27 protein-coding genes are annotated in these 25,151 nt (G+C 63.6%); 21 read left to right on the top strand and 6 right to left on the bottom strand.

Annotation, left to right across the window (positions count from 1 at the left end):
- The first annotated feature begins 54 nt into the window (after window positions 1-54).
- From K5554_RS13125 to K5554_RS13110, 4 genes are all read left to right on the top strand, one after another.
- Complete coding sequence (locus K5554_RS13125) at window positions 55-495, top strand: PH domain-containing protein (protein WP_221038903.1); 441 nt, start codon at window positions 55-57, stop codon at window positions 493-495.
- A gap of 114 nt (window positions 496-609) precedes the next feature.
- A complete protein-coding gene (locus K5554_RS13120) occupies window positions 610-1,188 on the top strand; it encodes a LemA family protein (protein ID WP_221038902.1) in 579 nt (192 codons plus the stop codon).
- Window positions 1,189-1,201: 13 nt separating this feature from the next.
- Window positions 1,202-2,002, top strand: a complete 801-nt coding sequence (locus tag K5554_RS13115; protein WP_221038901.1) for a TPM domain-containing protein — start codon at window positions 1,202-1,204, stop codon at window positions 2,000-2,002.
- A gap of 421 nt (window positions 2,003-2,423) precedes the next feature.
- On the top strand, window positions 2,424-3,641 hold the full coding sequence (locus K5554_RS13110; protein WP_255565410.1) for an MFS transporter: 1,218 nt from the start codon (window positions 2,424-2,426) through the stop codon (window positions 3,639-3,641).
- A 98-nt stretch (window positions 3,642-3,739) separates the two neighbouring features.
- On the opposite strand, the gene K5554_RS13105 is transcribed toward K5554_RS13110, so the two are convergent.
- The 3 genes from K5554_RS13105 to K5554_RS13095 all read right to left on the bottom strand — a co-directional run bounded on the left by K5554_RS13105 (window position 3,740) and on the right by K5554_RS13095 (window position 6,596).
- Entirely contained in the window at window positions 3,740-4,675 is a 936-nt protein-coding gene (locus K5554_RS13105) for a hypothetical protein (protein WP_221038900.1), read from the bottom strand.
- Between the two features lie 481 nt (window positions 4,676-5,156).
- Window positions 5,157-5,405, bottom strand: coding sequence for an alpha/beta-type small acid-soluble spore protein (locus tag K5554_RS13100; protein ID WP_221038899.1), 249 nt, complete (start codon window positions 5,403-5,405; stop codon window positions 5,157-5,159).
- Window positions 5,406-5,609: 204 nt separating this feature from the next.
- Window positions 5,610-6,596: an ABC transporter substrate-binding protein gene (locus K5554_RS13095; protein ID WP_221038898.1), complete on the bottom strand. Its 987-nt coding sequence runs from the start codon at window positions 6,594-6,596 to the stop codon at window positions 5,610-5,612.
- A 125-nt stretch (window positions 6,597-6,721) separates the two neighbouring features.
- On the opposite strand from K5554_RS13095, the gene K5554_RS13090 reads away from it, so the two are divergent.
- Window positions 6,722-7,183, top strand: a complete 462-nt coding sequence (locus tag K5554_RS13090) for a DUF441 family protein (protein WP_221038897.1) — start codon at window positions 6,722-6,724, stop codon at window positions 7,181-7,183.
- A gap of 35 nt (window positions 7,184-7,218) precedes the next feature.
- Here the strand turns inward: K5554_RS13090 and K5554_RS13085 are convergent, their stop codons facing one another.
- Window positions 7,219-7,644, bottom strand: coding sequence for a hypothetical protein (locus K5554_RS13085; RefSeq protein WP_221038896.1), 426 nt, complete (start codon window positions 7,642-7,644; stop codon window positions 7,219-7,221).
- Window positions 7,641-8,924, bottom strand: a complete 1,284-nt coding sequence (locus tag K5554_RS13080; RefSeq protein WP_221038895.1) for an MFS transporter — start codon at window positions 8,922-8,924, stop codon at window positions 7,641-7,643. The genes K5554_RS13085 and K5554_RS13080 overlap by 4 nt, the downstream gene beginning before the upstream one ends.
- A 134-nt stretch (window positions 8,925-9,058) precedes the next feature.
- On the opposite strand from K5554_RS13080, the gene K5554_RS13075 reads away from it, so the two are divergent.
- Together K5554_RS13075 and K5554_RS13070 are read left to right on the top strand one after the other, a co-directional pair.
- Window positions 9,059-9,856 (top strand): SPOR domain-containing protein, encoded by a 798-nt coding sequence (locus K5554_RS13075; RefSeq protein WP_221038894.1) that lies wholly within the window; start codon window positions 9,059-9,061, stop codon window positions 9,854-9,856.
- Window positions 9,825-10,067: a hypothetical protein gene (locus K5554_RS13070; RefSeq protein WP_221040638.1), complete on the top strand. Its 243-nt coding sequence runs from the start codon at window positions 9,825-9,827 to the stop codon at window positions 10,065-10,067. Before K5554_RS13075 ends, K5554_RS13070 begins: the two co-directional genes overlap by 32 nt.
- A gap of 105 nt (window positions 10,068-10,172) precedes the next feature.
- Here the strand turns inward: K5554_RS13070 and K5554_RS13065 are convergent, their stop codons facing one another.
- Window positions 10,173-12,686, bottom strand: coding sequence for a heavy metal translocating P-type ATPase (locus tag K5554_RS13065; protein ID WP_221038893.1), 2,514 nt, complete (start codon window positions 12,684-12,686; stop codon window positions 10,173-10,175).
- 295 nt (window positions 12,687-12,981) lie between these two features.
- Here K5554_RS13065 and K5554_RS13060 point away from each other — a divergent pair, with 295 nt between their 5' ends.
- The 14 genes from K5554_RS13060 (at window position 12,982) to rsxA (ending at window position 25,150) form a co-directional block, all read left to right on the top strand.
- Window positions 12,982-13,353 carry a DRTGG domain-containing protein gene (locus K5554_RS13060; protein ID WP_221038892.1) on the top strand — a complete coding sequence of 124 codons (372 nt, stop codon included), beginning with the start codon at window positions 12,982-12,984 and terminating at the stop codon, window positions 13,351-13,353.
- Window positions 13,343-13,774 (top strand): ATP-binding protein, encoded by a 432-nt coding sequence (locus K5554_RS13055; RefSeq protein ID WP_221038891.1) that lies wholly within the window; start codon window positions 13,343-13,345, stop codon window positions 13,772-13,774. The genes K5554_RS13060 and K5554_RS13055 overlap by 11 nt, the downstream gene beginning before the upstream one ends.
- A 12-nt stretch (window positions 13,775-13,786) precedes the next feature.
- A complete protein-coding gene (locus K5554_RS13050) occupies window positions 13,787-15,163 on the top strand; it encodes a [Fe-Fe] hydrogenase large subunit C-terminal domain-containing protein (protein WP_221038890.1) in 1,377 nt (458 codons plus the stop codon).
- Window positions 15,120-15,488: a DRTGG domain-containing protein gene (locus K5554_RS13045; RefSeq protein WP_255565632.1), complete on the top strand. Its 369-nt coding sequence runs from the start codon at window positions 15,120-15,122 to the stop codon at window positions 15,486-15,488. The genes K5554_RS13050 and K5554_RS13045 overlap by 44 nt, the downstream gene beginning before the upstream one ends.
- Window positions 15,466-16,269 carry a PHP domain-containing protein gene (locus K5554_RS13040; RefSeq protein WP_221038888.1) on the top strand — a complete coding sequence of 268 codons (804 nt, stop codon included), beginning with the start codon at window positions 15,466-15,468 and terminating at the stop codon, window positions 16,267-16,269. Before K5554_RS13045 ends, K5554_RS13040 begins: the two co-directional genes overlap by 23 nt.
- Before the next feature lie 15 nt (window positions 16,270-16,284).
- Window positions 16,285-16,767: an NADH-quinone oxidoreductase subunit NuoE gene (gene nuoE, locus K5554_RS13035; protein WP_221038887.1), complete on the top strand. Its 483-nt coding sequence runs from the start codon at window positions 16,285-16,287 to the stop codon at window positions 16,765-16,767.
- 3 nt (window positions 16,768-16,770) lie between these two features.
- Window positions 16,771-17,331 carry an ATP-binding protein gene (locus K5554_RS13030; RefSeq protein ID WP_221038886.1) on the top strand — a complete coding sequence of 187 codons (561 nt, stop codon included), beginning with the start codon at window positions 16,771-16,773 and terminating at the stop codon, window positions 17,329-17,331.
- Window positions 17,321-17,686, top strand: coding sequence for a ferredoxin (locus K5554_RS13025; protein ID WP_255565409.1), 366 nt, complete (start codon window positions 17,321-17,323; stop codon window positions 17,684-17,686). The genes K5554_RS13030 and K5554_RS13025 overlap by 11 nt, the downstream gene beginning before the upstream one ends.
- A gap of 39 nt (window positions 17,687-17,725) precedes the next feature.
- Window positions 17,726-19,519, top strand: coding sequence for an NADH-quinone oxidoreductase subunit NuoF (gene nuoF / locus K5554_RS13020; RefSeq protein WP_221038884.1), 1,794 nt, complete (start codon window positions 17,726-17,728; stop codon window positions 19,517-19,519).
- Between the two features lie 22 nt (window positions 19,520-19,541).
- Window positions 19,542-21,266, top strand: coding sequence for an NADH-dependent [FeFe] hydrogenase, group A6 (locus K5554_RS13015; RefSeq protein ID WP_221038883.1), 1,725 nt, complete (start codon window positions 19,542-19,544; stop codon window positions 21,264-21,266).
- A gap of 279 nt (window positions 21,267-21,545) precedes the next feature.
- Entirely contained in the window at window positions 21,546-22,856 is a 1,311-nt protein-coding gene (rsxC, locus tag K5554_RS13010) for an electron transport complex subunit RsxC (protein WP_221038882.1), read from the top strand.
- A 13-nt stretch (window positions 22,857-22,869) separates the two neighbouring features.
- Window positions 22,870-23,847: an RnfABCDGE type electron transport complex subunit D gene (locus K5554_RS13005; protein ID WP_221038881.1), complete on the top strand. Its 978-nt coding sequence runs from the start codon at window positions 22,870-22,872 to the stop codon at window positions 23,845-23,847.
- Window positions 23,848-23,864: 17 nt separating this feature from the next.
- On the top strand, window positions 23,865-24,467 hold the full coding sequence (gene rsxE, locus K5554_RS13000) for an electron transport complex subunit RsxE (protein WP_221038880.1): 603 nt from the start codon (window positions 23,865-23,867) through the stop codon (window positions 24,465-24,467).
- Between the two features lie 95 nt (window positions 24,468-24,562).
- The gene (rsxA, locus tag K5554_RS12995; protein ID WP_221038879.1) at window positions 24,563-25,150 is read left to right on the top strand and encodes an electron transport complex subunit RsxA; all 588 of its coding nucleotides are present in this window, start codon (window positions 24,563-24,565) and stop codon (window positions 25,148-25,150) included.
- Window position 25,151: the final 1 nt, after the last annotated feature.

Here is a 25,151-nt window from a genome sequence, read left to right as displayed (position 1 = left end):
ACGGCGCAAGTTACTTTGAAAAGTTGATACCTGACCCCGATGGGAGGGAAAAGGGTGAAGCGGGAGTATCCGGTGTTTTTGGCGGAGAATCGGAGCGTGGCGCACCTACTGAACTACGTTTTGCTGGTGCTGCTTTTCTGGCAGGCCTGGAGGAACCGCGCCTCGGAGCTGGGCTTTGTGGTGTGGGGATCGCTGGCGTTTGCGCTGCTCCTGGACCTTCTGCAGCGCGCCTTGACGGTGTACACCCTGGCGGAGGGGCGGCTTAAGGTGCGGCAGGCCTGGCGGGGGGCGAGCATCCCGGTGGACGAGATCAAGGAAATCCGTTCTTGCCCGGGCGGGCGCAACCTGCCCCGGGGTCCCAAACTACGGGCCGCCATCACCATGAGCAACCTCCTCGCCATCCGCTGGGGACCGAAGGAGAAGGAACGCTGGGCCATCATCAGCCCTTCCGCGGAGCTGGTGCACCTTATCCGGCGGGCCAAGAAGAAAAAGTAGCCCGGCGGGTGAAACTTTTGCCGCCTGCGCGCGTACTGCGGAGAGACGGCAGGGAACAGGGCAGCACCCGTGCCGGAGGGTTTTCACTTTTGTACTTGGGAAAGGAGAGACTGTATGTCGAAGCCCCTTATTGTCGTTGTGGCGGTGCTTGTGCTGCTGGCGCTTTTTGGCTTCGGCAGCTACAACAGCCTGGTGAACCTGGATGAAACGGTTGAGAGCTGCTGGAGCCAGATTGACAACCAGCTGCAGCGGCGCGCCGACCTGATTCCGAACCTGGTGGCGACGGTGAAAGGCTACGCGGCCCACGAAGAAGCTGTCTTTACCCAGGTGAACGAAGCGCGGGCGAAACTCGCCGGCGCCCAGAGCGTGCGCGATGCGGCGCAGGCGGATGCCCGGCTCAGCGGCGCCCTGAGCCGGCTCCTCGCGGTGGTTGAGAACTACCCCAACCTCAAGGCCGACGCCAACTTCCGCCGGCTGCAGGATGAGCTGGCCGGCACTGAAAACCGTATTGCCGTGGCGCGCATGGACTACAACAACGCTGTCCGGCGCTTCAACGCTGCCATCCGGCGCTTTCCCACGGTGATCTTCGCGCGCCTTCTGGGCTTTACACCCAAGGATTACTTCCAGGCTGAGCCGGGTGCCCAGTCGGTGCCGAAGGTGGACTTCGGCACTCCGCCGGCCGCCCGGCAGTAAGGAGGGCGGAGCGATGTTTGCGGCACGCCGCAGCGCCGGGTGGGCGCTGGCTCTTTCCCTCGTTGGTGTTGTTCTCGTTGCGGCGCTGCCGGCTCCGGCCGCGCCCGAGCTCCCGCCCCGCCCGGCGACGGCCACGTACGTCAATGACTTCGCCGGCTTGCTCGACGCTGGCACGCGCAATGAGCTCAGCGAGATCGGCCGGGCCCTGGATGAAAAGACCGGGGCGGAAGTGGTGGTGGTCACCGTACCCTCCCTGGACGGCAGCCCCATCGAAGATTACGCCCTGCAGCTTTTCCGCGCCTGGGGCCTAGGGGACCGGGAGAAGAACAACGGTGTGCTGTTGCTGGTGGACAAAGAGCGGCTCTTAAGCGGGGAGAGCGGCAAGGTACGCATTGAGGTGGGCTACGGCCTGGAAGGGGCCATTCCCGACGGCAGGGCCGGCCGGATTCTGGACGAAAGGGTTCTACCCCTGTGGCAGGAGAAAAAGTACGCCGCAGGCATCCGGGCCGGCTACCTGGCGGTGGCGGCGGCGGTGGCCGAGGAGTATCAGGTAGACCTCAGCGCCGACCGCACCTTGAACGTGCTGGATGGCTATCGGGCAGCGGAGCGCGGCTCCGACGGCCTGCCCTGGGAGCTTCTTCCGCTGCTCTTTTTCCTGTTCATTTTCCTGATGAGCGGTTGGGGCCGCCGGCGGCGCCGCGGCATCTGGTGGTGGGGCGGCTTCGGTGGCGGCGGCTGGGGCGGTTTCGGCGGTGGCTTCGGCGGCGGCGGTTTCGGCGGCGGTTCGTCCGGCGGAGGCGGCGCCAGCCGTTAGGCACCACCCAAGGTGCAGCAAACGCGACGCCCGCCAGTGAGAATAGCCCAAGCGCAACGCACGCCTTCTTTAGCCCCAAGGGATTCCGTTACCCGGCTGGCTGCGGTTCGGCTAAGGAGCTTGTCTTAGGTGCTGTGCTGTCCTTAAAGGCATCTTTCTGCCGCCAGGCGGTCCGACACATCCGTGTGACTACGCAGAAAGGTCCTGGATCGAGCGTTTGGATCCGAGTCGAATCAGTTCGTTGAGTACATCCATGTCTCCCTGAATCCCTGCGTCAAGAGTTCATCAATCGCTTGCCGAATACGCTGGGAAGGTGGTACTCTATTTATGGCTCTGAGTTCCTTCAACCTTAGGGTAAGGACTTAGTGGGTTGCCACTTCTGAGTTTGGCCGGCAAGCTAAGGAATAGGGAGACGGTAGGTTTGCCCCAGGCTTTCTCCGCCCTCCGGCACCGCAATCTCCGCCTTTTTTGGAGCGGGCAGTGCGTTTCGCTCATCGGCACCTGGATGCAAAACGTGGCCCAGGCCTGGCTGGTGCTGCAGCTGACGGATTCGGCCTTTCTCCTGGGCCTGGTGGCCGCTACCCAATTCGTGCCGATGTTGGTGCTCTCTCTCTTCGCCGGAGTCATCGCCGACCGCTTCCCCAAGCGGCGGCTGGTGCTGGCCACGCAGACGACCATGATGCTCATGGCCGCCATCTTAGGCACGCTCACGTACCTGGGCGTGGTGCGTTACTGGCACGTGCTCCTTTTGGCGCTGGGCCTGGGTCTGGCGAACACGCTCGACATGCCCGCCCGCCAGTCGTTCATCATCGAACTGGTGGGGCGCGAAGACCTCATGAACGCCATCGCTTTAAACTCCTCCATCTTCAACGCTGCGCGCGTGATCGGGCCGGCGGTGGGCGGCCTGGTGATGGGCTGGCTCGGGGTAGCGCCTTGCTTTTTCATCAATGCGGCCAGTTTTGCGGCAGTGATCATCGGCCTTCTCTTTATCCGCGTAGCGGAGAAGAAACCGGCGCCACAGCGCCGGGAGCCCGTCTGGGCCGACATCGCCGCCGGCATCAATTACGCGCGCCAGACACCGGCCATTCTGGAACCGCTACTTCTTATGGCAGCGCTCAGCACCTTTGCCATGAACTTTAACGTGCTGGTACCGACCTACGCGAAGCACACCCTGAGCCTTACGGAATCCGGGTACGGGTTTCTCATGGCGGCGCTCGGCATCGGCGCCTTCGCCGGTGCCGTTATGCTGGCCTTTATCAGCCATCGCGGCCCGCAGCGGGCGCTGCTTGTCGCCGGTGTGGTGGGAATAACCTTTTTTCAATCGCTCCTGGCGCTGACGCGCTGGTTCCCGCTGGCCTTTCTTCTTCTTATGTTAACGGGCTGGTCGATGATCACCTTTACCGCCTCCGTCAACACCACCATTCAGCTGGCTTCCCCCGCTGAGCTCCGCGGGCGGATCATGAGCCTCTATTCCCTCGTCTTTGGCGGCGTGATTCCCTTCGGCAGCCTGTTTGCCGGCACCATAGCCGGGTGGATAGGAGCACCGGCGGCTTTGGCGGCCGGCGCGGCCGTCGGCCTCGTTTTAGCGGTGTGCGTTGCAGCCTTGGTACGGCGGCGCGCGCCGAAGAGTTTAAAATAGCTTTGGGGCCCCGCAGGGGGCCCCTTCTGGTGCGCCCGGCATGGGCGTTCCAAGGCGTAAGGAGTTTCCGATCGGGCCATTATCTTCTGCAGCGCTGTCTAACGTATCGCTTCGTTCGGCTCGAGAGGATTCTTTTCAAGAATCCTCTCAACTTCCTCAAATCCCGTGGGAAACGCGTAGTTGTAACGGGCGGGAAGCGCAAACGCGTATTTCGAGTTACGTCCAAGCATCTTTGGCCCGATGGGGGCGGCACTGACGCTGAATTCCATATCTTGCAGCCGGGTCCACTGCGATAAGGTAAATATCATGATCGGAATGTCTTGTCGCGGCTTTTCGGCGGTCCACTCAGGATGTCGTATAAGAATTAACGGCCCTGTCTCAACGACCTGTCCCGCCTTGGGGCCATCCACGGCGGTGCCGCTCCAAGTGCTCGTCACGATTGAATAACCTTGCCAAGACGAGGGCAGAGAAAAAGTGAAGCCGTACTGCGTATTCCTGTACAGGATCGCTTCAAGGTCTTTGTAGTCTCCGAAGGTGACAGAGGTGATCAGCCAGCGTTCACCGGCCTTCTCGACTTCCAGGGTTATGGGCCGCCTTGCCGCAGCACCTTTGTTTTCCTTTTCCGTGCTCGTAACTTCGACGATTTCACCTTCGACTTTGAAAACCTGGGCCGATGCCTTCGTAATGTTCAAAATCTCTATGCGGTCGGGCCACGGGCTCGAAACCAACCTCCCTGGCGCATTCTCGGGATCTTTCGCCCATTCCGCAATGGTCTGGGGGGATACGAGGCCGCCGTAGTTCTCTTCCATGCTCTTCTTCACGGCGTCGGCGGGAGCCAGAAGTGAAACCAGCTGAAGTTTCTTGCCGAAATCTTCGACAAGACTTACAACGGCGCGCTGCTCGCTTTCTTCCGAGAGAGGCCCGGCCTCAGAGCCCAGCTCGGACTTCAGCCAAGCCGCGTTGTTCCAGAGGAGGAACCCCAAAAGGCAAACAAGCACAAGAACAGCAAGGCTCAACCGGGAACGCCTTTTCATTGACTAACCTCCTCACGTGACCACTTGGCTGGCGCGCTTGCATCAGACCGCGTTTTCTTCACCGCGCTGCCTGTCGGGTCGGTCAGATCGGTCGAGATTGGATCCGCCATTATATGTGACGTCATATGCTGCGTTTTGGTTCCGTAGGGGCTTAATTGGCGCCGGGCGGTGCGGCCGAGCGAGGTCGCATCATGTAGCGGGTGCGACTTCCGCCGGGGAAAGGGCCAGCCGCCCACCTGCAGCCGGCCTTGGAACCCAAAGGAGCAGCCCAGGGGCCGATGAATATGGCCCTGGGCATCGCCTGCCGGGATGCCCAGGGCCTCTTGAATTCAGCTGTACGTTACCAAAGCTCGCCAAACTTGGTGAACCACCGTACACCGGAAGGCATACTGTGGTGTGAGAGGACGGGGGCTTGCCGCCCCCTCCTGCTCAATTGGTACAAGGTTGTTACCTTGAAACCCCATCGCCTTATGCGCTCACGTTAGCGGGTAGTCGTCGGGCCGGCCTTGCCGGCCAGCTGCTGCTCCGCCATTTCAACCATCTTGCGGGTCATGTGACCTCCGACGGTACCGGCATCACGCGAAGCCACGTTACCCCAGTACCCATTCTGAATCTGGGTGTCTACCCCCAGTTCACGGGCAATTTCGTACTTCCAGTTATTCATTGCGTCCCAAGCTTCCGGAACCACGTGCGTCGCACCCCGAGAACGGTTGTAACTTCCTCTTGCCATTTCCGGTTCACCTCCTTTCGCTCTTAGTTTGGCCGCAGGGAAAAGGCTTATGACATTAACTTGTTACCACTTATCCCAACGAAAAGAAAGAACGACCACCCTTTTCCTCGGGTCGTTCTTTCTTGCTGGCAAAAGGAAGTTTACGCCGTTATTCTTTCATACCAATTGTTAAATATACGCGTAGCTTTTTGCCTTTTACTGGCATCAACTACCCGGCAGTGCATGCAGGTTGGGATAGGTGACTTCCTTCCAGGAGGCAGGGGCTTTTTTGATGTAGCCGGCCTGCTGCATGTATGCGGCGTAGTGCGTGATCCCGCGCGGGGTGATGTCCCAGCGGGTACCCGGCCAGGTGAGGTGCTCCCTATAGGTGGCGGCGGGAACGGTTTTTTCCACCCGGGCCAGGATCTCTGCTGCTTCCTCGGGGTGGGCCCGGATGAACTCCAGGCTGTCCGCCAAGGCGGCGCAGAAGGCCTGGTAGGTTTGGGGTTGCTCGCGATAAAACCTGCCGGCGGCCACGGCGACGATGTAGGAAAAGGCATCGCCGAAAGCGGAAAACCCGTCGCCGATCTGTTTTATCCCGGGTTGCTTGAGAAGCTCGTACTGGTAGGGCGGGGCGCCGTAGTAACAGGTGACGTCCTGGCGGCTGAGAAGCGCCGTGGCGGCGTCCGGATGCGGCATGGCCACGATGATGTCGTCGAGCGCCCGGGCATCGCCCAGTTCTTTTTCCGCTGCCATGGCCAGGAGGATGTGCTGGTTGGAGCCGGGGCCGGGCAGGGCCACTTTGTCCTCCGGCCCCAGGTCTTTGATGCCTGTGGCGTCTGCCCGGTAGGTTAAAAGAAGAAGCGGCATGCTGTCCAGGGCGCCGGCGATTTTCCAGTCCACCCCTTTGTCCCAACCGACCAAAAAGGGCGGGATCCCCATGAAGCCCACGTCCAGGTCGCCGGCGATCACCGCTTCGCGCACGGCACCGCCGGAGCCGAACTTTTTGCGCTCAATTTGAATTCCCGGCAGGTGCTTTTCGAGGAACTTCTTCTCCAGCATGATGGTGAGCGGGGCGTAACCGAGACCGAACTGGTCGGCCAGCCGGATACGGGGAGCCTGGGTGGCGGGTTTTTCCGGCGTGCAACCCGCGACGGACACTAGAGCGAGAAAAAGCGTTACGACCAGGAACCAGGAGAGATGACGCTGCACTTCCTTGACCTCCTTCTGTTCTTTTTACTCTAAGCAGCTTATCGCCCGGGCAGGGAAAAGGTGAGCGGGAACATTTGGCGTAAGTGGAAGGCATATGATGGTGATGGAGGTAAGGAGGTGGGGGCGTGCGTGACGGTGCCATCCTCGTTCTCCTGATCTTTGTGGCCGGGGCGGTCACGGGAAACAGAATTTTAAGCACGGCAGCAGCCTTCGTTCTCGCGCTGGCCCTGCTGCCGGGGGGGAGCGGTGTCGGCTTTCTCTGCCGTTACGGGGTTTTTCTGGGGCTCTTTTTCCTCACCACGGCGGTGCTGGCGCCGCTGGCGGCCGGGAACCTGCGCTTTGCCGATGTGGTGGCCACCCTGCTCTCGCCGGTGGGTTTAGTAGCCGTCCTGGGCGGTACCATGTCTTCCATTATGAACCACAAAGGCGTCGACCTTTTGCAGCTGGAGCCGCGCGTCGCCGCCGGGGTGGTGCTGGGCTCCCTGGTTTCCATCGCCTTCTTCGGCGGCATCCCGGTCGGCCCGGTGATGGCGGCCGGGCTCACGGCCGTGCTCCTGGATGTCCTCCGGGCGCTGGGGGTGCTCTAAAAAGATAGGCGCCGCACCGCGGCGCTGGTATTTTATCAGCCGTTCGGTTGTTTGAGGTTGGTCCGGGCCGCTTTGTCCCGGCGAGGCTGCAGCTCGGCGCTGTACTCGTCGAGGAACTCCTTGCCGGGCGGTGCGCCGCGTCCCTTCCGGGGTGGGGCGGCAGCCTGGGCGGCGTAAGCCTCCTGGTCGGACTGGGCGGTGGGCCAGGGGGGAACGTCCAGCTTCTCGGCCCGGCGCCGGGCTTCGGCTTCTTTTTCGGCCAAGTTTTGCGTCACCTCCTCCATGTACTTTGCCCGTTCGCGCATGGCCTCGGGCGGCATCCAGGCATGGAGGCTGGGGATTAGCTCACCGAAACGGTCGCCGTCGGTCAAGGCGGCCTGCCCAAACATGTCTTCCTCTTCCCCGCGGGTGGCCGGGGCGAAAACCTTGCCGCCGGCGGCCTCCTTTTCTTTTTCCTTCACCGGCGCTTACCTCCTTTGGCGGGCGCTTTTCTCTTCTTAGTCTGGCCGGAAGCACCGGCTTCATCCCCGGGGTTCTTTCCCAGCTCTGCCGGCAGCATTTCGTCAACGTGGATGAGGAACCAGGCCAGGAGCAGCACCAGGGCGGTGGCGGCCGCCGCCCCGAGAAAAAGCGGTAGGCGTCCCACCTTCAAGCCCAGACCTAAAGCAGGTGGACCCAGGGCGGCGCCGAAAAAACGCACCGTGCCGTAAAGGGCGGTTACCAGTCCCCGTTCGCCTTCGGCGGCGCTGGTGATGAGCAGGTTCAGGCCAGGGAGAAAGAGGCCGGTGCCGATCCCGGCCGTGGTGAGCGGCAGGAGGAAGAGAAAGCCGGACGGGATAACGGCCAGGGCGGCCAGGGAAACCGCCACCAGGCCGAGACCGAGGAGAAGAACCGTCTTCAGCGGCGGGCCCAGACGTTTTTGGAGGTAAACGCCTGTGCTGGAGGAGGTGATGGTCATGGCGAGGACGGGTAAGGCCACTAACAGGCCCCGGGTGAAGCCTTTAATCCCCAGGCGCTCCTCCAGGACATCGGCCAGATAGCTCAAAAGGCCGAAGAGCAGGAACAGGCCGAGGAAGCCGGCGCTGAAGGCGGCGCTGAGGCCGCGGCCCCGCCGGGAAAGAACGCTTTTTAGGTCCTCTAAGTAGGTGCTGCCCGCCGGCGGGGCCGGTAGCGGCGGCTCTCTACAGACAAACCAGACCAGGGCGGCGGCCGGCCAGGCCAAAAGCCCGTAAACGAAAAAGGGCGCGAACCAGACGAGGAGGGCGGCGGCGGAGCCGAGGAGCGGCGCTACAACCTTGCCCAGCCCGTTGGAACCTTCCAGGTAGCCGAGCGCCTTGCTGCGCTCATGGTCGGTGAACATGTCGCCGGCCAGCGCCATGGCCAGTTGGTAGGTGCCGCCGCCGCCGATGCCCTGCAGCACGCGCCCGGCCAGAATCCAGGGGAAGGCGCGCGGCGTGAGAGAGGCCGCGATGCCCGCCAAAACGCCGCCCAGCCCGAACACCACCAGGGCGGGTACCATGACGGCCTTGCGTCCCACCCGGTCGGAAAGGTAGCCGGCAAAGGGGATTATTACCCCGGCGGTCAGGGAAAAAGCCGTGATGATGAGCCCGGCCTGAAAGAGGGTGAGCCTGAGCGCCTTTTGGATTTGCGGCAGAACCGGGATGAGCAGGGAATTGCTGAGGACCAGGATAAAGGGGACTGTACAGAGGGCCGCGAAGCTTTTGAGCGTTTTGCCGTGCATCCCTAAGCTCCTTACCAGAGAATCGCAGCACTTCTAATCTTCCCGCTGCTCGTCCTTTTTACGCTGGGAGGAATTTCAGGGCGCAGGGCGAATAGTCTTAGTGACGAATCTGCCGGAAGCGGGGGGAGTAAGGCATGGCGGGGCGCCGTGTACACCGGCCGGAGCCGAAACGCCGCGGCGGTGCAGGCTGCCTGATGCAGTTCCTGGTGGCTGCTGTTTGTGCCGTTGCTTTGGGGTATTTTTTTGGCAGTTACTTGTTTCAACAAACCACCGCGGTAAAACCACCGGCGCCCCCGGCCCAAGCTACCCAGCCGGCACCGGCGGCCCCGGCGCCTGAGGAGCCTCCCCAGGCGGCGCCGCAGCCGGCGGCCGGGAAGGTGAGCCTGCCTGAGCTGACTGTTTTTCAGGTGCAGCTGGGGGCATTCAGCCAAAGGGCCAATGCTGCGCGGCTGGTGGCTGCCATTGAAAAGCAGGGCTGGCCGGCGGAAGAGGTCGCAGCCGGCAATTTAACCCAGGTGCGCGCCGGCAGCTTTTTCGGGCGCCAGCGGGCGGAGGCGCTGAAGGACAGGTATACCGAGGACCAGCTGCGGCCCGTGGTGGTCACCAAGGTGCTGGCGGCCAAGGACTTAAATTATCAGGCGGAGGACAAAGCGTACTGCGAATTTGTCCAGGCGGCGGCCGGCGGCCTGGCGGAGGCGCTCGTCGCCGCCGAGGAAGGGCAGATAAGTGAGGCCCGGGCCCAGCTAAAAGCCATGGTGACTGCGGCGGAAAAGCTCCCGGAAGCCGGCGCGAAGGCAGAGTTGGTGGAGTTTCTCCGCCGGGTGGAGGCCGACTTGGGCCAGGCCGCCCAGGCGAGCGGCGTCCGGCGCGAGCAGGCGGTGAGCCGGGCGCTGGCGGAGTTTGCCCGCTGGTACGCCGGACTGGCTGGGTAGGCCGGGGCCTGAAGCGCCGTGCATAACTGGCCGGCGGCAGCAGCCGCGGGATGGGACCGCGGTAGGCGGGCGGCGCCTGGAGCGGCGCGAGGGCAGAGCCTGCTCGTGGGCTCACACCGCTCCCTTTGCCGCGGCGAACGAGCCGGGCACGGCCATGCTCGGCTGGGCGGCGGTGCTGCCGGCGGACGCATTCGAGCTCAAGGATATATAAGGCGGCGGTCGAGGCGCAGGGGCCCGGCGGCCGCCGTTGGTTTTTGCGGCCGGGCTCGGAAGCTGCGCAGGCGTGCCGGTGCTTCTTGCAGGCCCTGCGCTTGAGCTAGCCGCCCCCTTCCGCACGATTTTCTTGGGGCCCGCCCTCCGGAGAGGGTTTGTGCGCCGGCTCAGGCAGGACGGCGCGGAAGGGTTCCCGGCGCGGCGAACGGAACCGGCGGTAAGGGTCGAAACTGCGCAGGCGCAGGGCATTGCTCACCACCGAGACGGAGCTGAGGGCCATGGCCGCGCCGGCGAGAACGGGGGAAAGGTAACCGAAGGCGGCGATGGGAATGCCCACCGAGTTGTAGACGAGGGCCCAGAACAAGTTTTGCTTGATGTTGGTGAGCGTGGCCCGGCTGAGGTCGATGCTGGCGGGGACGCCCCGCAGGTCGCCGCGCATGAGGGTGATGTCCGCCGCCTCCATGGCTACGTCGGTGCCGGTGCCGATGGCGATCCCTACGTCGGCCGTGGCCAGGGCCGGAGCGTCGTTGATGCCGTCACCCACCATGGCCACCACCTGGCCGGCACGGCGCAGCTTCGCCACCTCTTCGGCCTTATCCTGTGGCAGCACCTCCGCCCGCACGTCCGCGGCGTCGATTCCCACCTGGCGGGCGATGGCCTCGGCGGTGCGCCGGTTATCCCCGGTGAGCATCACCACCTTGATCCCCATCTGGCGGAGCGCAGCAATGGCCTCAGCGGCGTGTTCCTTCACTGTGTCCGCTACGGCAATGAGGCCGGCGGCTGCGCCGTCGACGGCCACCAGCATGGCCGTTTTGCCTTCGCCTTCGTACCGGGCGGCCGTGGGGGCGAGGGCGTCAAAGGAAATCCCTGCTTCGCTGAGCAGGCGCCGGCTCCCCACCAGTACCAGCTTCTCCCTTACCCGGGCGGCGACGCCGCGTCCGGGTACGGCGGAAAACTCCTGCGGTTGGTCGAGCTCAAGGCCCCGGGCCTTGGCGCCGCGCACGATGGCCTCACCCAGTGGGTGCTCCGAGCCCCGCTCGGCGGCAGCGGCCAGCTGGAGCAGCTCCTTTTCACTGCGGCCCGGGAGGGCGAAAACATCCGTTACGGCCGGTTCCCCCTTGGTGATGGTACCCGTCTTATCGAGAACCACGGCATCTATCGCGTGGGCCTTTTCCAGGTGCTCACCCCCCTTTATCAGGATGCCGTTTTCCGCCCCGCGGCCGGTGCCCACCATGATGGAGGTGGGGGTGGCCAACCCCAGAGCGCAGGGGCAGGCGATGACCAGCACGGCGGTGAAGCTCACGACGGCCTGCGCCAGGTCGCCGGGAGCGGCGAAGAAATACCAGGCGGCGAAGGTGAGCAGCGCGATGGCCACCACGACGGGGACGAAGTACCCTGAGATCACGTCGGCCAGGCGCTGGATGGGCGCCTTGGAGCCCTGGGCTTCTTCCACGATCTTGACGATCTGGGCCAGCGCCGTCTCGGCCCCCACGCGGGTGGCACGGAACTTGAATGTGCCGTACTTGTTGAGGGTGCCGCCCACCACCTCGTCGCCGGCCTGCTTGTCCACCGGGAGACTCTCACCGGTGAGCATGGACTCATCCAGGCTGGAGGCGCCTTGGATGATAATGCCGTCCACCGGCACCTTTTCCCCCGGCCGCACCACCACCACGTCTCCTTTTTGCACCTCGTCCACGGGAATGTCCACTTCTTCTCCGCCGCGCACCACACGGGCTGTCTTGGCTGCAAGGCCCATCAGCTTTTTGATGGCCTCTGAGGTGCGTCCCTTGGCCCGGGCCTCCAGCAGGCGGCCGAGGATAATGAGCGCGATGATGACGGAAGCGGTTTCGTAGTAGACGTGCCCCGGGATAAAGAAGGTGGTGGCCACGCTGTAAAAGTAAGCGGCCGAGGTCCCCAGGGCGATGAGAACATCCATATTGGCGTAGCCGCGGCTTAAGGTGATGACGGCACCCCGGTAGAACTGGTAGCCGGCGATGAACTGGACCGGCGTGGCCAGGGCGAACTCAAACACCTTGTTTCTTAGAAGCGGCGGCGCCGGGAAGTGAAAGAGGTCGGCGAACATGACCAAAAGGAGGGGAACAGAAAGAACAGCCGCCAGGACAAAGAGGCGCGTTTGACGGCGGGCCTCCCGTTCGCGGGCCGCCTTTTCGCTGTCTTCATCGAAGCGCCGGGCGGCTTCCTGGGCCTCGTAGCCCTCGGTGCGGATGGCGCGCTTGATGTCTTCGGCGGAAAGTTCGGCCGGGTAGTACTCCACTGTGGCCCGTTCCAGGGCAAAGTTCACCGTGGCGGAAACCACGCCCTCCAGGCGGGCCAGGGCCTTTTCGATGCGCGCGGCGCAGGAGGCGCAGTCCATGCCGCCCACCTTAAGCTCCAGCCGTTCGGCCACCAGCTTGTAGCCGGCGGCCTCCACGGCCCGGCGCACCTCGCGCGGCCCGACCTTCTCGGGGTCGTACTTCACCGTGGCCTGTTCGAGCGCGAAGTTGACATTGGCCTCCGCGATGCCCGGCAGCCGGCGCAGGTTTTTCTCGATGCGGGCGGCGCACGCCGCGCATTCCATATTGAGGACCTTAAAGGTGGCGGTTTTGCTGTCTGCCATGGGTACTCCCTCCTGGTGCTAGTCTTCCCGGCCCTGGAGGAGGCATGCGCCGAGCCACGCCGCCGGGCGGGGGCCGGGGGCCAGGCAAAACATACTTCGGTAGCATAATAAGATAATTTTTACGCCCTATAGCAGGAATCTTGTTAAGAAGGGCGAATAAGTATTTGTTGCAAGTTAGTCAAAAGCCATTAGTCCAGTTGTGGGGTATAAGGGATCCATATAGCCAATTGGCCGGTAAAGGGGGCCTTTTCGGCCGTGCTGCCCAGGTCGAGACGGGTCGCAGGGGAGGGAAAGCATGAAGCTGGCGGAAGTGGTGCGCATTCTGCAGGCTGAGGTGCTGGTGCCGGTTCCGGACATGGAACGGGAGGTTTTAAGCGCCTGCGGGGCCGATCTCATGAGCGATGTGCTGGCCTTCATTAAAGAGCGCACCCTGCTCCTTACCGGACTCACCAACCCGCAGGTGATAAGGACGGCGGAGATCATCGACCTGGCGGGGATTGTGTTTGTCCGGGGCAAGCGGCCGGGCCCCGACGTGCTGGAGCTGGCACGCGCGCAAAACCTCCCCGTGTTCCTCACGCGCTTTCCCATGTATGAATCCTGCGGGCTGCTCTTTCAAGCCGGCCTGGGCGGCTGTATGTTGGGCCGTGGTGGCGGCTATGGCAAGTGACGCCAGCTATGACCTTACCCTGCCGATAGCGGGACGCGACTTTCTCCGCGCCGGCGAGGCGGCCAGCCGCATCAAACGCGTGCTTCAGGCCTTGAACCTGCCGCCGCAACTGGTACGGCGGGCGAGTATCTGCGCCTACGAGGCGGAGATGAACATCATCATCCACGCCCGCCAGGGCCGGCTGGGCCTCAAAGTGACGCCCGCGGCGGTGACTCTGGTGGCGGAAGACGAAGGGCCGGGCATCGTGGACATCGAGCTGGCCATGCAGGAAGGATACTCCACCGCGCCGGATGAAATCCGGGAGCTGGGCTTCGGTGCCGGGATGGGCCTGCCGAACATGCGAAAATGTGCCGATGAATTAACGATTTCCAGCACCGTAGGGGTGGGCACGCGCGTAGAGATTGTCATAAGGATAACGTAAGGTGGGGGCGGTATGGAGTACTTCCACTCGGTGCGTTTGGATAAAGAGAAATGTAAAGGTTGCGTTAACTGCATTAAAAAGTGCCCGGTGGAAGCCATCCGGGTGCGCCACGGCAAGGCGGAGATCATGGAGGAGCGCTGCATCGACTGCGGCGAGTGCATCCGGGCGTGCCCGAACCATGCCAAGTACGCCGAGCGCGATTCCTTACAGGATCTCGCTCTCTTCAGCTACACCGTGGCGCTGACGGCCCCCTCCCTTTACGGGCAATTCCGGGACAACGTAAGCCCGGCGCGCATCCTGGCGGCTGTGAAGGCCTTGGGGTTTGATGACGTCTGCGAGGTAGCTCTCGGGGCGGAAATGGTCTCGCAGGCGGTACGCGATTACCTCCAGGCCAACCACCACCTGCGCCCGCTCGTCTCCTCTGCCTGCCCTGCCGTGGTGCGCCTTGTCCAAGTGCGCTTTCCGGCACTGGTGGACCACATCATTCCCCTCGAAAGCCCCATGCAGGTGACCGCTTCGTTCATGCGCAGGAAAACGGCGCAGGAGACGGGCCTGCCGTCCGAAAAGATCGGCATCTTCTTCCTGAGCCCTTGCCCGGCCAAGGTGACGGCGGTGAAGAACCCGGTGGGCGGCCTTCCGTCGGAGGTGGACCGGGTGCTGGCGGTGGCGGACGTTTACGGACGGCTGCTCGAGAACCTGCGCCAGGAGCAGCCCTGCCTTACCCGGGCCGACCGCCTGGGGATCGGCTGGGGCGCTTCGGGTGGAGAGGTGGCGGCGGCGGGGATCGAAAATGCGCTGATTGTGGATGGGATCCACAACGTCATCAGCGTGCTCGAAGAGATCGAGCTGGGCCGCCTGGGCGACATCGACTTCATCGAAGCGCAGGCCTGCCCGGGCGGTTGTGTGGGCGGTATCCTCAACGTCAACAACCGCTTTGTAGCCGGGGTGCGCCTGCGGCACCTGGTGCGCGACCTGCCGCCGCGGGAGCCGCTGGCGGAGCGCCTGGCTGCGGCGGGCTTCCCTTCCGTGCCGGTGCCGCGCATCGAAGTGCAGCCGCGGCCCATCGTCCGCCTGGACCGCGACCTCAAGCGGGCCATGCAAAAGCTGCAGCAGGTGCAGACGCTCATCGAGCATCTGCCCGGGCTGGACTGCGGTTCCTGCGGCGCCCCCACCTGCCGGGCCCTGGCCGAGGATATTGCGGTGGGTAAAGCGCTGGAGACAGACTGCATCTTCAAGCTCCGGGAACGGATTATGGCCCTGGCCCAGGAGACATACAACCTGGCGCGGGCGGTGCCCCCGGCCATGGACCAGACGAAGACAGCAAAGGGGGGAAACAAAGGTGAAAATGGCGGACCTGCTGGCGGTGCAGGAACTGGGACTCAAACTTGAAGCCGGGCGCGCCGGGCTGGAGCGGGAGGTGCGGGGCGGCTACGCCTCGGATCTCCTGAGCCATGTCATGGCCCGGGCGCACGAGGGCGATGTTTGGGTGACGGTGCAGGCGCACCAGAACATTGTGGCGGTGGCGGTCCTTTTAGGCCTGGCGGGCATCATCATCGCCGGCGGCATCGAGCCGCAGGCGGACACCCTGAGTAAGGCCGAGGCGGAGGGCATTCCCCTTTTAACCACCGATCTGCCGGCGTTTGAGGCGGCCGGCCGGCTCTACGCCTTGGGGATAAAGGCGGCGGGCGGTTATGCTCAAGTGGCTCAAGGCTGATCTGCACGTTCACACCGTGCTTTCGCCCTGCGCCGAACTGGAGATGGGACCGCGGGCGATTGTGGCGGCAGCGGCGGCGCAGGGCATTACCCTTCTCGGCATCACCGACCACAACGCTTGGGAGAACGTCCCGGCGGTGGCCGCCTGCGCGGCGCCGGAGGGAATAGCGGTGCTGCCGGGAATGGAGGTACAGACGCAGGAGGACGTACACGTGCTGGCCTTTTTCCCCGACCTCACCGCTCTGGCGGCCGTGGGCGCGCAAATCCGGCGGCACCTGCCGCCGCTGAAGAACCGGCCTGAGGTTTTCGGCGACCAGGTGATCGTGGACGCAGAGGAGAACATCCTCGGCTTTGAGGAGAAGCTGCTGCTGGCTTCCACCGCCCTCTCCCTGGAAGCGGTGCGGGACCTTGCGGTGGGTGCCGGCGGGCTCATCATTCCCGCGCACGTCGACCGGCCGGCGTTCAGCCTTCTGGCCAACCTGGGGCTGGTGCCGCCGGGCCTGCAGCCGGCGGCGCTCGAGATCTCGAGCCGCCTGGCACCGGGCGCAGCACGGCAAAAGTTCCCGCAGCTAGGGGGCTACACCCTCCTTACTGCATCCGATGCCCATCGTTTAAGCGATTTCGTTACTTCCCATACTACCTGGTTTTATATGGCCGCTCCAACCCTGGCCGAAGTGGCCCTGGCCTGTGCGGGTAAGAACGGCCGGAAGGTGGTGATCGCTCCCAGCTCGGACAAAGCACCTGCTGTTTCAGAGGAAGCGTTACCTGAGTTTAACTGCTAAAGGAGGAAACGCGGCATGAGCGCATGTGCCTGCGGCAACGCCGGCCCTAAGTACCCGGAGCTTCAGGAAATCCTGGCCCGGCACGCGGGGGAGAAAGGAGCCCTCATCCCCATCCTGCAGGAGGTTCAGGCAGCCTACGGGTTTATCTCGGAAGACGTCATTAAAGAGATCTCCCTGGCCCTCGACATACCCGCCACCACCATTTACGGCGTGGCCACGTTTTACGCCCAGTTTCACCTCAAACCCCGCGGCCGGCATGTGGTGCGGGTCTGCCAGGGTACGGCCTGCCACGTGCGAGGCGGCGCGAAAATCCTGGCGGAGGTACAAAAGGAACTGGCGATTAAGCCGGGTGAAACCACAAAAGACCTGCGCTTCAGCCTCGAGCCGGTGGCCTGCCTGGGCTGCTGCGGCCTGGCGCCGGTGATGATGGTGGACGAGGACACCCACGGCCGCATGACCCCCGACAAGGTGGCCGGTGTGCTGGCCCGTTACGAATAAAAGATGGAAGAGCTCGCCCTCCATATCCTGGACCTGGCCCAAAACTCACTGGCGGCTGGAGCCACGGTCCTGGCGATTACGGTTGCGGAAGACGTGGCCGCCGACCGGCTTACCATAACCATCGCCGACAACGGGCGGGGGATGGAGCCGGAGTTTGTGCGCCGGGTGCTGGATCCCTTTACCACCACCCGCACCACCCGCCGGGTGGGGCTGGGGCTGTCGCTCCTGGCCATGACGGCGCGCCAGTGCGAGGGCGATGTGAAGATTGAGTCGGAAAAGGGGCAGGGGACCCGCGTCACCGCCACGTTTCGGCTCCGGCACTGGGATCGGCCGCCCCTGGGCGACCTGCCGGCCACCCTGGTGACCATTTTGGCGGGGGCGCCCAATCTGGACCTTACCTACCGGCACACCGTGGCCGGGCGTACCTTCAGCTTCGGCGCCCGTAAGGTCCGGGAAGAGCTCCAGGAGCTACCGCTGAATGAACCCAAGGTGCTGGTGTTCCTGCGCGAGTATCTGGAAGAAGCGCTGCGGAATTTACATGGAGGTGGAAAGGATGACGCTTAAAAGCTTGGATGACCTGCGCCGGCTGCGGGCGGAAGCGCAAAGGGAAATCGAGACGCGCGAGGGCGGCGAGGTCCAAATCATCGTCGGCATGGGGACCTGCGGCATCGCGGCCGGCGCCCGCGAGGTGATGACGGCTGTTCTTGCGGAACTGGCTAAACGCAACCTGAAGGCCACGGTGCTGCAGACGGGGTGCATCGGCATGTGCGAGAAGGAGCCCCTGGTGGACGTTATCCGGCCGGGGGAGAAACGCATCACCTACGGCCACGTGACACCGCGCGATGTGCCGCGCATCATCGGCGAGCACGTGGTCAACGGCCGCATCGTGGAAGACCTGGTGGTCGGCCGGGCCAACTGACGCGTAGCGAACTGAGTAGGGCTAAGGGAGGTTTAAGCGATGGATCTATTCCGTGCCCATGTCCTGGTCTGTGGCGGCACCGGTTGCACCTCGGGCGGCTCGCCGGAGATCCGGGCCAGGCTGGAGAAGGAACTGACTGCCAAGGGACTGGATAAAGAGGTTAAGGTCGTCACCACCGGTTGCCACGGCCTCTGCGAGATGGGCCCGCTGGTGATCGTTTACCCGGAGGGGACCATGTACACCCACGTCACGCCGGACGACGTGACGGACATCGTGGAGGAACACCTCCTCAAGGGCCGCATTGTCCAGCGCCTGCTTTACAAGGAGCCGCTCACCGAGGAGAAGGTGCCCCACTACGGCGACCTCCCCTTCTATCACAAGCAGCACCGGGTGGTACTCCAAAACTGCGGTTATATCAACCCGGAACGGATCGAAGAGTACATTGCCCGCGACGGCTATGCCGCCCTGGCCAAGGTGCTGGGCGGTATGAAGCCGGAAGAGGTAATTGCAGAGGTCAAGAAGTCGGGCCTCAGGGGCCGCGGCGGCGCCGGCTTCCCTACCGGGCTGAAGTGGGAGTTCTGCCGCAAGGCTGTGGGCGAACCGAAGTATATCATCTGCAACGGCGACGAGGGTGACCCCGGGGCGTTCATGGACCGCAGCGTCATGGAGGGCGACCCCCACCGCGTTCTCGAGGGCATGATCATCGGCGCCTACGCCATCGGCGCCAGCGAAGGCTACATCTATGTCCGGGCCGAGTACCCGCTGGCGGTGAAACGCCTGCGCATCGCCACCCAGCAGGCCGAAGAGCTGGGCCTCCTGGGCGACAACATCTTAGGAAGCGGCTTTTCCTTCCGCATTCATATTAAGGAAGGCGCCGGGGCGTTTGTCTGCGGCGAAGAGACGGCGCTCATGGCTTCCATCATGGGCCAGCGCGGTATGCCGCGCCCGCGGCCGCCTTTCCCGGCCAACCAGGGCCTCTGGGACAAGCCTACCAACATCAACAACGTTGAGACGTGGGCCAACATCCCGGACATCATCCTCAAGGGCGGCGACTGGTATGCCGCCATGGGTACGGAAAAGAGCAAGGGCACCAAGGTCTTCGCCCTCACCGGCAAGGTGCGCAACACCGGTTTGGTGGAGGTGCCCATGGGCATCACCCTGCGCGAGATCATCTTCGACATCGGCGGGGGCATCCCCAATGGCAAGAAGTTCAAGGCCGTGCAGATCGGCGGCCCCTCGGGCGGCTGTCTCCCCGAGAGCCAGCTTGACCTGCCGGTGGACTACGAGTCCCTTACCGGTGCCGGCGCCATCATGGGTTCCGGCGGCCTGGTGGTGATGGACGAGGACACCTGCATCGTGGACGTGGCGCGCTTCTTCCTTAATTTCACCCGCTCTGAGTCCTGCGGCAAATGCACTCCCTGCCGGGAGGGCATAAAGCGCATGCTGGAGATCCTGGACCGGATTGCCGCCGGGAAAGGTGAACCGGAAGATCTCGACCTCTTGGAGCGCACCGCGCTCGTGGTGAAGCAGAGCGCTCTCTGCGGCCTGGGGCAGACGGCGCCCAACCCGATTCTTTCCACCCTCCGTTACTTCCGCGATGAGTATGAGACCCACATCCGCGAGAAGCGCTGCCCGGCCGGTGTCTGCACGGCGCTTCTGGTGTACCGCATCAAGCCCGAGCTTTGCCGCGGCTGCACCGCCTGCACCAAGGTCTGCCCGGCGGGGGCCATCAGCGGGACCAGGAAAGAGGTCCACGTCATTGATCCGGACAAGTGCATCAAGTGCGGCGCCTGCGCGGAGCGTTGTCCCTTCGGCGCTGTTGTCCGGGGTTAAAAGCGGAGAAGGAGTGTGAAACATGGAAACCATCACCTTGACCATAGACGGCCAGGAGGTTCAGGCCCCTAAGGGCGCGACCGTGCTGGAGGCGGCCCAGGCGGCCGGCTTTAAGATCCCCACCCTCTGCTGGCACCCGGAACTGAGGCCGGAGGGAGCGTGCCGCCTCTGCGTGGTGGAGGTGAAAGGCGCGAAGAGCCTGGTGGCCTCCTGCGTGATGCCGGCAGCGAACGGCATGGAGGTGCACACCAACACCCCCTTTGTCCGTGAAGCGCGCCGCACGGCGCTGGAACTCCTCTTGGCGAACCACCCCTTTGAGTGCCTCACCTGCGAAAAGAGCGGCAACTGCGAGCTGCAAACCCTGGCCCACGATCTGGGCGTGCGCGAAGTGCGCTACCAGGGCGAGAAGCGCGACGTGCCGAAGGATACCTCCAGCCCTTCCCTGGTGCGCGACCCCAACAAGTGCATCCTCTGCGGCCGTTGCGTGCGCATGTGCTCCGAGGTGCAGGGCGTAGATGCCCTGGGCTATGTCGGCCGCGGCTGGGATACATTGGTGCTGCCGCTGTTTAACCGCAACCTGGCGGACGTGGCCTGTGTAACCTGCGGCCAGTGTTCCACCGTCTGCCCCACCGGCGCCATCACAGAAAAGAGCTACGTGGACGAGGTGTGGCAGGCCCTGGGCGATCCCAAGAAGCACGTGGTGGTGCAGACGGCGCCGGCCACGCGCGTCTCGGTGGGCGAGGCCATGGGGATGGCACCCGGGTCCGTCGTCACCGGCAAGATGGTGGCGGCGCTCAGGCGGCTCGGCTTCGACCGCGTCTTCGACACCGACTTTTCCGCTGACCTTACGATTATGGAAGAAGGCCACGAGCTTCTCGAGCGGCTCAAGGAAGGCGGCACCCTGCCCCTTATCACCTCTTGCAGCCCCGGTTGGATCAAGTACTGCGAGCACTTCTACCCGGAGCTCCTGTCCAACCTCTCCACCTGTAAGTCCCCGCAGCAGATGTTCGGGGCGGTGACCAAGACCTATTACGCCGAAAAGATGAGTCTTAAACCCGAGGACATCTATGTGGTCTCCATCATGCCGTGCACGGCCAAGAAGTTTGAGGCCCAGCGGCCGGAGATGACGGCGAGCGGTACGGCCGACGTCGACGCCGTCCTTACCACGCGGGAGCTCGCCCGGATGCTGAAGGAGGCCGGCGTCGAATTCGAAAGCCTGCCGGAGGAAGAATACGACGCGCCCCTTGGTATCTCCACCGGCGCCGGCGCCATCTTTGGCGCGACGGGCGGCGTGATGGAGGCGGCCCTCAGGACGGTTTATGAGGTCGTGACCGGGAAAACCTTGGAGAACCTTGACTTCACCGCCGTCCGCGGCCTCGAGGGCGTGAAGGAAGCGGCGGTGGACCTGGACGGTAAGACTGTGAAGGTAGCCGTGGCCCACGGCCTGGCCAACGCCAAAAAGGTGCTGGAGAAGATCAAGGCCGGCGAGGCCGACTGGCAGTTCGTGGAGATCATGTGCTGCCCCGGCGGCTGCATCGGCGGCGGCGGGCAGCCTGTCCCGGTGGACCGTAAGAAGCGCGCAGCGCGGATTAAGGCTATTTACGAAGTGGATGCGGCTATGCCGCTTAGAAAGTCGCACGAGAACCCGGCGGTGAAGACCCTTTACGAGGAGTACCTGGGCGCACCCCTTTCTGAGAAGGCTCACGAACTCCTGCACACCCACTACACGCCGCGACCCCGCTTTTAAAAGCCTGCCGTGCAGCCTACCGCGTGCAAAGGACGGCCCTTGCGGCCGTCCTCTTTTTTCCCCCTTTTCTCCCAGCGTGCGTGAAAACTGGGAGAATCTCAGGTGGTCAGCGAGCGGGGTTTTTATGTTATAATGGACAAGGTTAAAAGCCGCTGCCAAGCGGGACCTGGTTAATTTTCTCCGGACCAAAAAAGGATTTGGCTTAATGGGTGCCGAAGTATAGAGAGTTTGATCGAAGTATAACAACGTTTTATAGTCTGAAGGGGTGAAGGAGAGACCATGGAGCTGAGGACTTTTCTGGGAGGGGTGCACCCGGCCCCGTCGAAGGACCGGACGGCCGCGAGCCCCATCGAGGCCGCGCCTCTTCCTAAGCGGGTGGTCATTCCACTCGTGCAGGGCGGCGCACCCTGCGAGCCGCTGGTGAAACAGGGTGACGCAGTCCTGGCCGGGCAGAAAATCGGGGAGAGCAAGGCCTTCGTTTCTGCTCCGGTGCACGCCAGCATCTCCGGCAAGGTGACGGCAATTGAGACGCACCTTCTCCCCACCGGGCGCGAGGCACCCGCGGTGGTGATCGAGGGCGACGAGAGCGACACCTGGGTGGAAACAAAGGGCCACGCCCTGGACGGGCTCACGGTGGAGGACCTCAAGGCCCTCATCCGCGAGGCGGGGCTGGTCGGCATGGGCGGGGCCATGTTCCCTGCGCACGTCAAGGTGTCGCCGCCGCCGGGTAAAACCTTCGACAGCGTCATCATCAACGGCGCTGAGTGCGAACCCTACCTCACCTGCGACCAGCGCCTGATGACGGAGGAGCCGGAGAAGATCATCCTGGGTCTTAGGGCCTGGCTTAAGGTTACAGGGGCTGAGCGCGGCTACATCGGCATTGAGAACAACAAGCCCGAGGCCATCAGCGCCCTTAAGGCGGCGGCCGCCGGCGAGGGGAACGTCGAGGTTGTGCCGCTTCTTACCAAGTACCCGCAGGGTTCGGAGAAACAACTCATCAAGGCCATCTTGGGGCGGGAGGTGCCCTCCGGCGGCCTGCCGGTGGATGCCGGCGCCCTGGTGCAGAACGTGGGCACCACCTATGCCCTGGCGACGGCCATCGAGAGCGGCCGGCCGCTGGTGGAGCGCGTGGTAACGGTAACCGGCACGCCGCTTAAGGCTCCGCGGAACCTGAAGGTGCGGCTGGGGACCCTCTTCAGCGATCTCCTGGCCTACTGCGGCCTGGAGGGCGAGGTGGGGAAGGTGATCTCCGGCGGGCCGATGATGGGGATTGCCTTACCCACCACCGACGTCCCGGTGATCAAAGGTACCTCAGGCATTCTCCTTCTGACGCCGGCGGAGGCTGAGATTCCACCGGAGCGGGCCTGCATCCGCTGCGGGCGCTGTGTGGATGCCTGCCCCATCGGTCTGATACCGACCTTCCTGGATCAGTTCTGCCGCAAGGAGATGTGGGACCGGGCGGAGGAGTACCATGTGCAGGACTGCATCGAGTGCGGCTCCTGCGCCTACGTGTGCCCGTCCAAGCGGCACCTGGTGCCGGCCCTGCGCCTGGGGAAGGCCGAGGTTTTAGCGCGGCGGCGCCGTAAGTAGGAGGGAGCAGGGAATGGAGGAGAAAACGGCCATGCCAAGCTTGGAAAAGCTCGTGGTGGCGTCTTCCCCGCACATCCGGGCGGAGGAGACGGTGGATAAGCTGATGTGGCAGGTGCTTGTGGCCCTGCTGCCGGCAGCGGTAGTCAGCGTATACTTTTTTGGCTTCCGTTCGCTGGTGCTCATGGCAGTGGGCGTTGCGAGCGCGGTGCTTACGGAAGCCCTGGTGCAGAAGGCGCTGGGCAAAGAGGTGACCGTCGCCGACGGGAGCGCGGCTGTGACCGGGCTGCTTTTGGCCTTCAACGTCCCGGCCGACGCACCCTGGTGGCTGGTGGCCATCGGTGCCGCCTTTGCCATTGCCGTGGTCAAGCAGACCTTTGGCGGGCTGGGGGCCAACTTCGTGAACCCGGCGCTGGCGGCGCGCGCCTTCATGCTGGCGGCCTGGCCCCAGCACATGACCGGCAAGTTCCCCGTGCCGCTCGATTCCGTTACGGCGGCGACGCCGCTGGCCATCCTCAAGGGGACGGCCGCCGGCACGCTGCCGTCCTACCTTGACCTGTTCATCGGCAACGTGGGCGGGGTGCTGGGCGAGACCTCGGCCCTGGCGCTTCTCGTGGGCGGCGCCTACCTCATCTGGCAGAAGGTCATCGATTGGCGCACGCCCGTCAGCTTCATCGGTACGGTAGCCCTTCTCACCTGGGTCTTTGGCGGTAAGGGCGGCCTGCTCACGGGCGATCCCCTGTATCATGTGCTGGCAGGCGGACTCATCTTGGGGGCCTTCTTTATGGCCACCGACTACGTTACATCGCCGATCACGCCCAAGGGCCGGCTCATCTTCGGCATCGGCTGCGGGTTTATCACGGTGCTCATCCGCCTCTGGGGCGGCTACCCCGAGGGCGTATCCTACTCCATCCTCTTGATGAATCTGGTAGTGCCTTTCATTGACCGCTGGGCTGTGCCGCGCGTTTACGGCGTTTCTCGGGCCCGGGCGTAACAAGGAGGTAGGAGAAAGTGGGAAAGCTCTGGGCGACCTTCGCGAACGGCATCATCAATGAAAACCCCACCCTGAGGTTGGTTATCGGCATGTGCGCACCGCTGGCCGTGACCACAGCGGTGGCGAACGGCTTTTGGATGGGAATCGCCGTGATTTTCGTCTTGACCGCTTCTAACATCCTGGTCTCCCTGCTGCGCAAGGTGACCCCGGACCAGATTCGTATTCCGGTTTTCATCGTCGTTATCGCCACTTTCACCACCATTGCCGATCTAACGTTAAAGGCTATTCAGCCGGATATTCACGCCAAGCTGGGCGTGTTTGTGCCGCTGATTGTGGTGAACTGTATTATTCTGGCGCGCGCCGAGGCTTTCGCCAGCAAGAACGCCGTACTGCCGTCCACGGCCGATGGGCTTGGAATGGGGCTCGGCTTTACACTGGCCTTGCTGGTGCTGGGCACCATCCGGGAGGTGCTCGGCAACGGTACCTGGTGGGGACTGCGGGTTCTACCGGCTGCTTTCGAACCCGCCATTGTCATGATCCTGCCGCCGGGGGCCTTTGTCACGCTGGGGTTTCTTCTCGGGGCCTTGAACCTTTTAACGCATAAGACCGGCGAAGTATAGAGGAACGGCGTCAGGTTTGTGCCTGCACCCGTACGAAGGTGCAGCTTTCTTCCGGAGGGCGCTCAAACCTGACCCCGAAAACGGAGGGGTGAAGCATGCATTACCTGGCGATAATCATCGGCGGGATCTTCATTAACAACTACATCTTCAGCCGTTTCCTGGGGCTCTGCCCCTTCCTTGGGGTGTCCAAGCAGCTGGAGACGGCCACGGGCATGGGCATGGCGGTTATCTTTGTTATGACCATGGCTTCCGCGGTGGCCTGGCTGGTTCAGTATTTCATCCTGGTTCCGCTCCACCTGGAATACATGCAGACCATTGCGTTCATCCTGGTGATTGCCGCCCTGGTGCAGTTTGTCGAGATGGTGATCATGAAGATCAGCCCGGTGCTCTACCAGGCCCTGGGCATTTACCTGCCGCTCATCACCACCAACTGCGCTGTGCTGGGCGTGGCGCTGCTTAACGTCACCGAGGGCTACAACTTCCTGGAAGCCGTCATCAACGGCGGCGCCAGCGCCGTTGGTTGGACCCTGGCCATCCTCCTGTTCGCCGGCATCCGCGAGCGCTGGGCCTTTATTGACATCCCGCCCAGCATGCGGGGCTTTCCCATTGCACTGGTTTCGACGGGCCTTATGTCCATCGCCTTCTTCGGTTTCCAGGGGCTTTTCCGCGGCATTCTCTTTTAAC

The organism is Gelria sp. Kuro-4, assembly GCF_019668485.1.
Taxonomy (GTDB): domain Bacteria; phylum Bacillota; class DTU030; order DUMP01; family DUMP01; genus DUMP01.
This window is presented reverse-complemented; position numbering and strand designations above follow the sequence as displayed.

Coding starts and splice junctions, on each gene's coding strand:
- K5554_RS13120 (WP_221038902.1), top strand. CDS start 610: ATGTCGAAGCCCCTTATTGTCGTTGTGGCGGTGCTTGTGCTGCTGGCG.
- K5554_RS13115 (WP_221038901.1), top strand. CDS start 1,202: ATGTTTGCGGCACGCCGCAGCGCCGGGTGGGCGCTGGCTCTTTCCCTC.
- K5554_RS13105 (WP_221038900.1), bottom strand. CDS start 4,675: ATGAAAAGGCGTTCCCGGTTGAGCCTTGCTGTTCTTGTGCTTGTTTGC.
- K5554_RS13100 (WP_221038899.1), bottom strand. CDS start 5,405: ATGGCAAGAGGAAGTTACAACCGTTCTCGGGGTGCGACGCACGTGGTT.
- K5554_RS13080 (WP_221038895.1), bottom strand. CDS start 8,924: ATGCACGGCAAAACGCTCAAAAGCTTCGCGGCCCTCTGTACAGTCCCC.
- K5554_RS13075 (WP_221038894.1), top strand. CDS start 9,059: ATGGCGGGGCGCCGTGTACACCGGCCGGAGCCGAAACGCCGCGGCGGT.
- K5554_RS13065 (WP_221038893.1), bottom strand. CDS start 12,686: ATGGCAGACAGCAAAACCGCCACCTTTAAGGTCCTCAATATGGAATGC.
- K5554_RS13060 (WP_221038892.1), top strand. CDS start 12,982: ATGAAGCTGGCGGAAGTGGTGCGCATTCTGCAGGCTGAGGTGCTGGTG.
- K5554_RS13055 (WP_221038891.1), top strand. CDS start 13,343: ATGGCAAGTGACGCCAGCTATGACCTTACCCTGCCGATAGCGGGACGC.
- K5554_RS13050 (WP_221038890.1), top strand. CDS start 13,787: ATGGAGTACTTCCACTCGGTGCGTTTGGATAAAGAGAAATGTAAAGGT.
- K5554_RS13045 (WP_255565632.1), top strand. CDS start 15,120: ATGGCGGACCTGCTGGCGGTGCAGGAACTGGGACTCAAACTTGAAGCC.
- K5554_RS13040 (WP_221038888.1), top strand. CDS start 15,466: ATGCTCAAGTGGCTCAAGGCTGATCTGCACGTTCACACCGTGCTTTCG.
- nuoE (WP_221038887.1), top strand. CDS start 16,285: ATGAGCGCATGTGCCTGCGGCAACGCCGGCCCTAAGTACCCGGAGCTT.
- K5554_RS13030 (WP_221038886.1), top strand. CDS start 16,771: ATGGAAGAGCTCGCCCTCCATATCCTGGACCTGGCCCAAAACTCACTG.
- K5554_RS13025 (WP_255565409.1), top strand. CDS start 17,321: ATGACGCTTAAAAGCTTGGATGACCTGCGCCGGCTGCGGGCGGAAGCG.
- nuoF (WP_221038884.1), top strand. CDS start 17,726: ATGGATCTATTCCGTGCCCATGTCCTGGTCTGTGGCGGCACCGGTTGC.
- K5554_RS13015 (WP_221038883.1), top strand. CDS start 19,542: ATGGAAACCATCACCTTGACCATAGACGGCCAGGAGGTTCAGGCCCCT.
- rsxC (WP_221038882.1), top strand. CDS start 21,546: ATGGAGCTGAGGACTTTTCTGGGAGGGGTGCACCCGGCCCCGTCGAAG.
- K5554_RS13005 (WP_221038881.1), top strand. CDS start 22,870: ATGGAGGAGAAAACGGCCATGCCAAGCTTGGAAAAGCTCGTGGTGGCG.
- rsxA (WP_221038879.1), top strand. CDS start 24,563: ATGCATTACCTGGCGATAATCATCGGCGGGATCTTCATTAACAACTAC.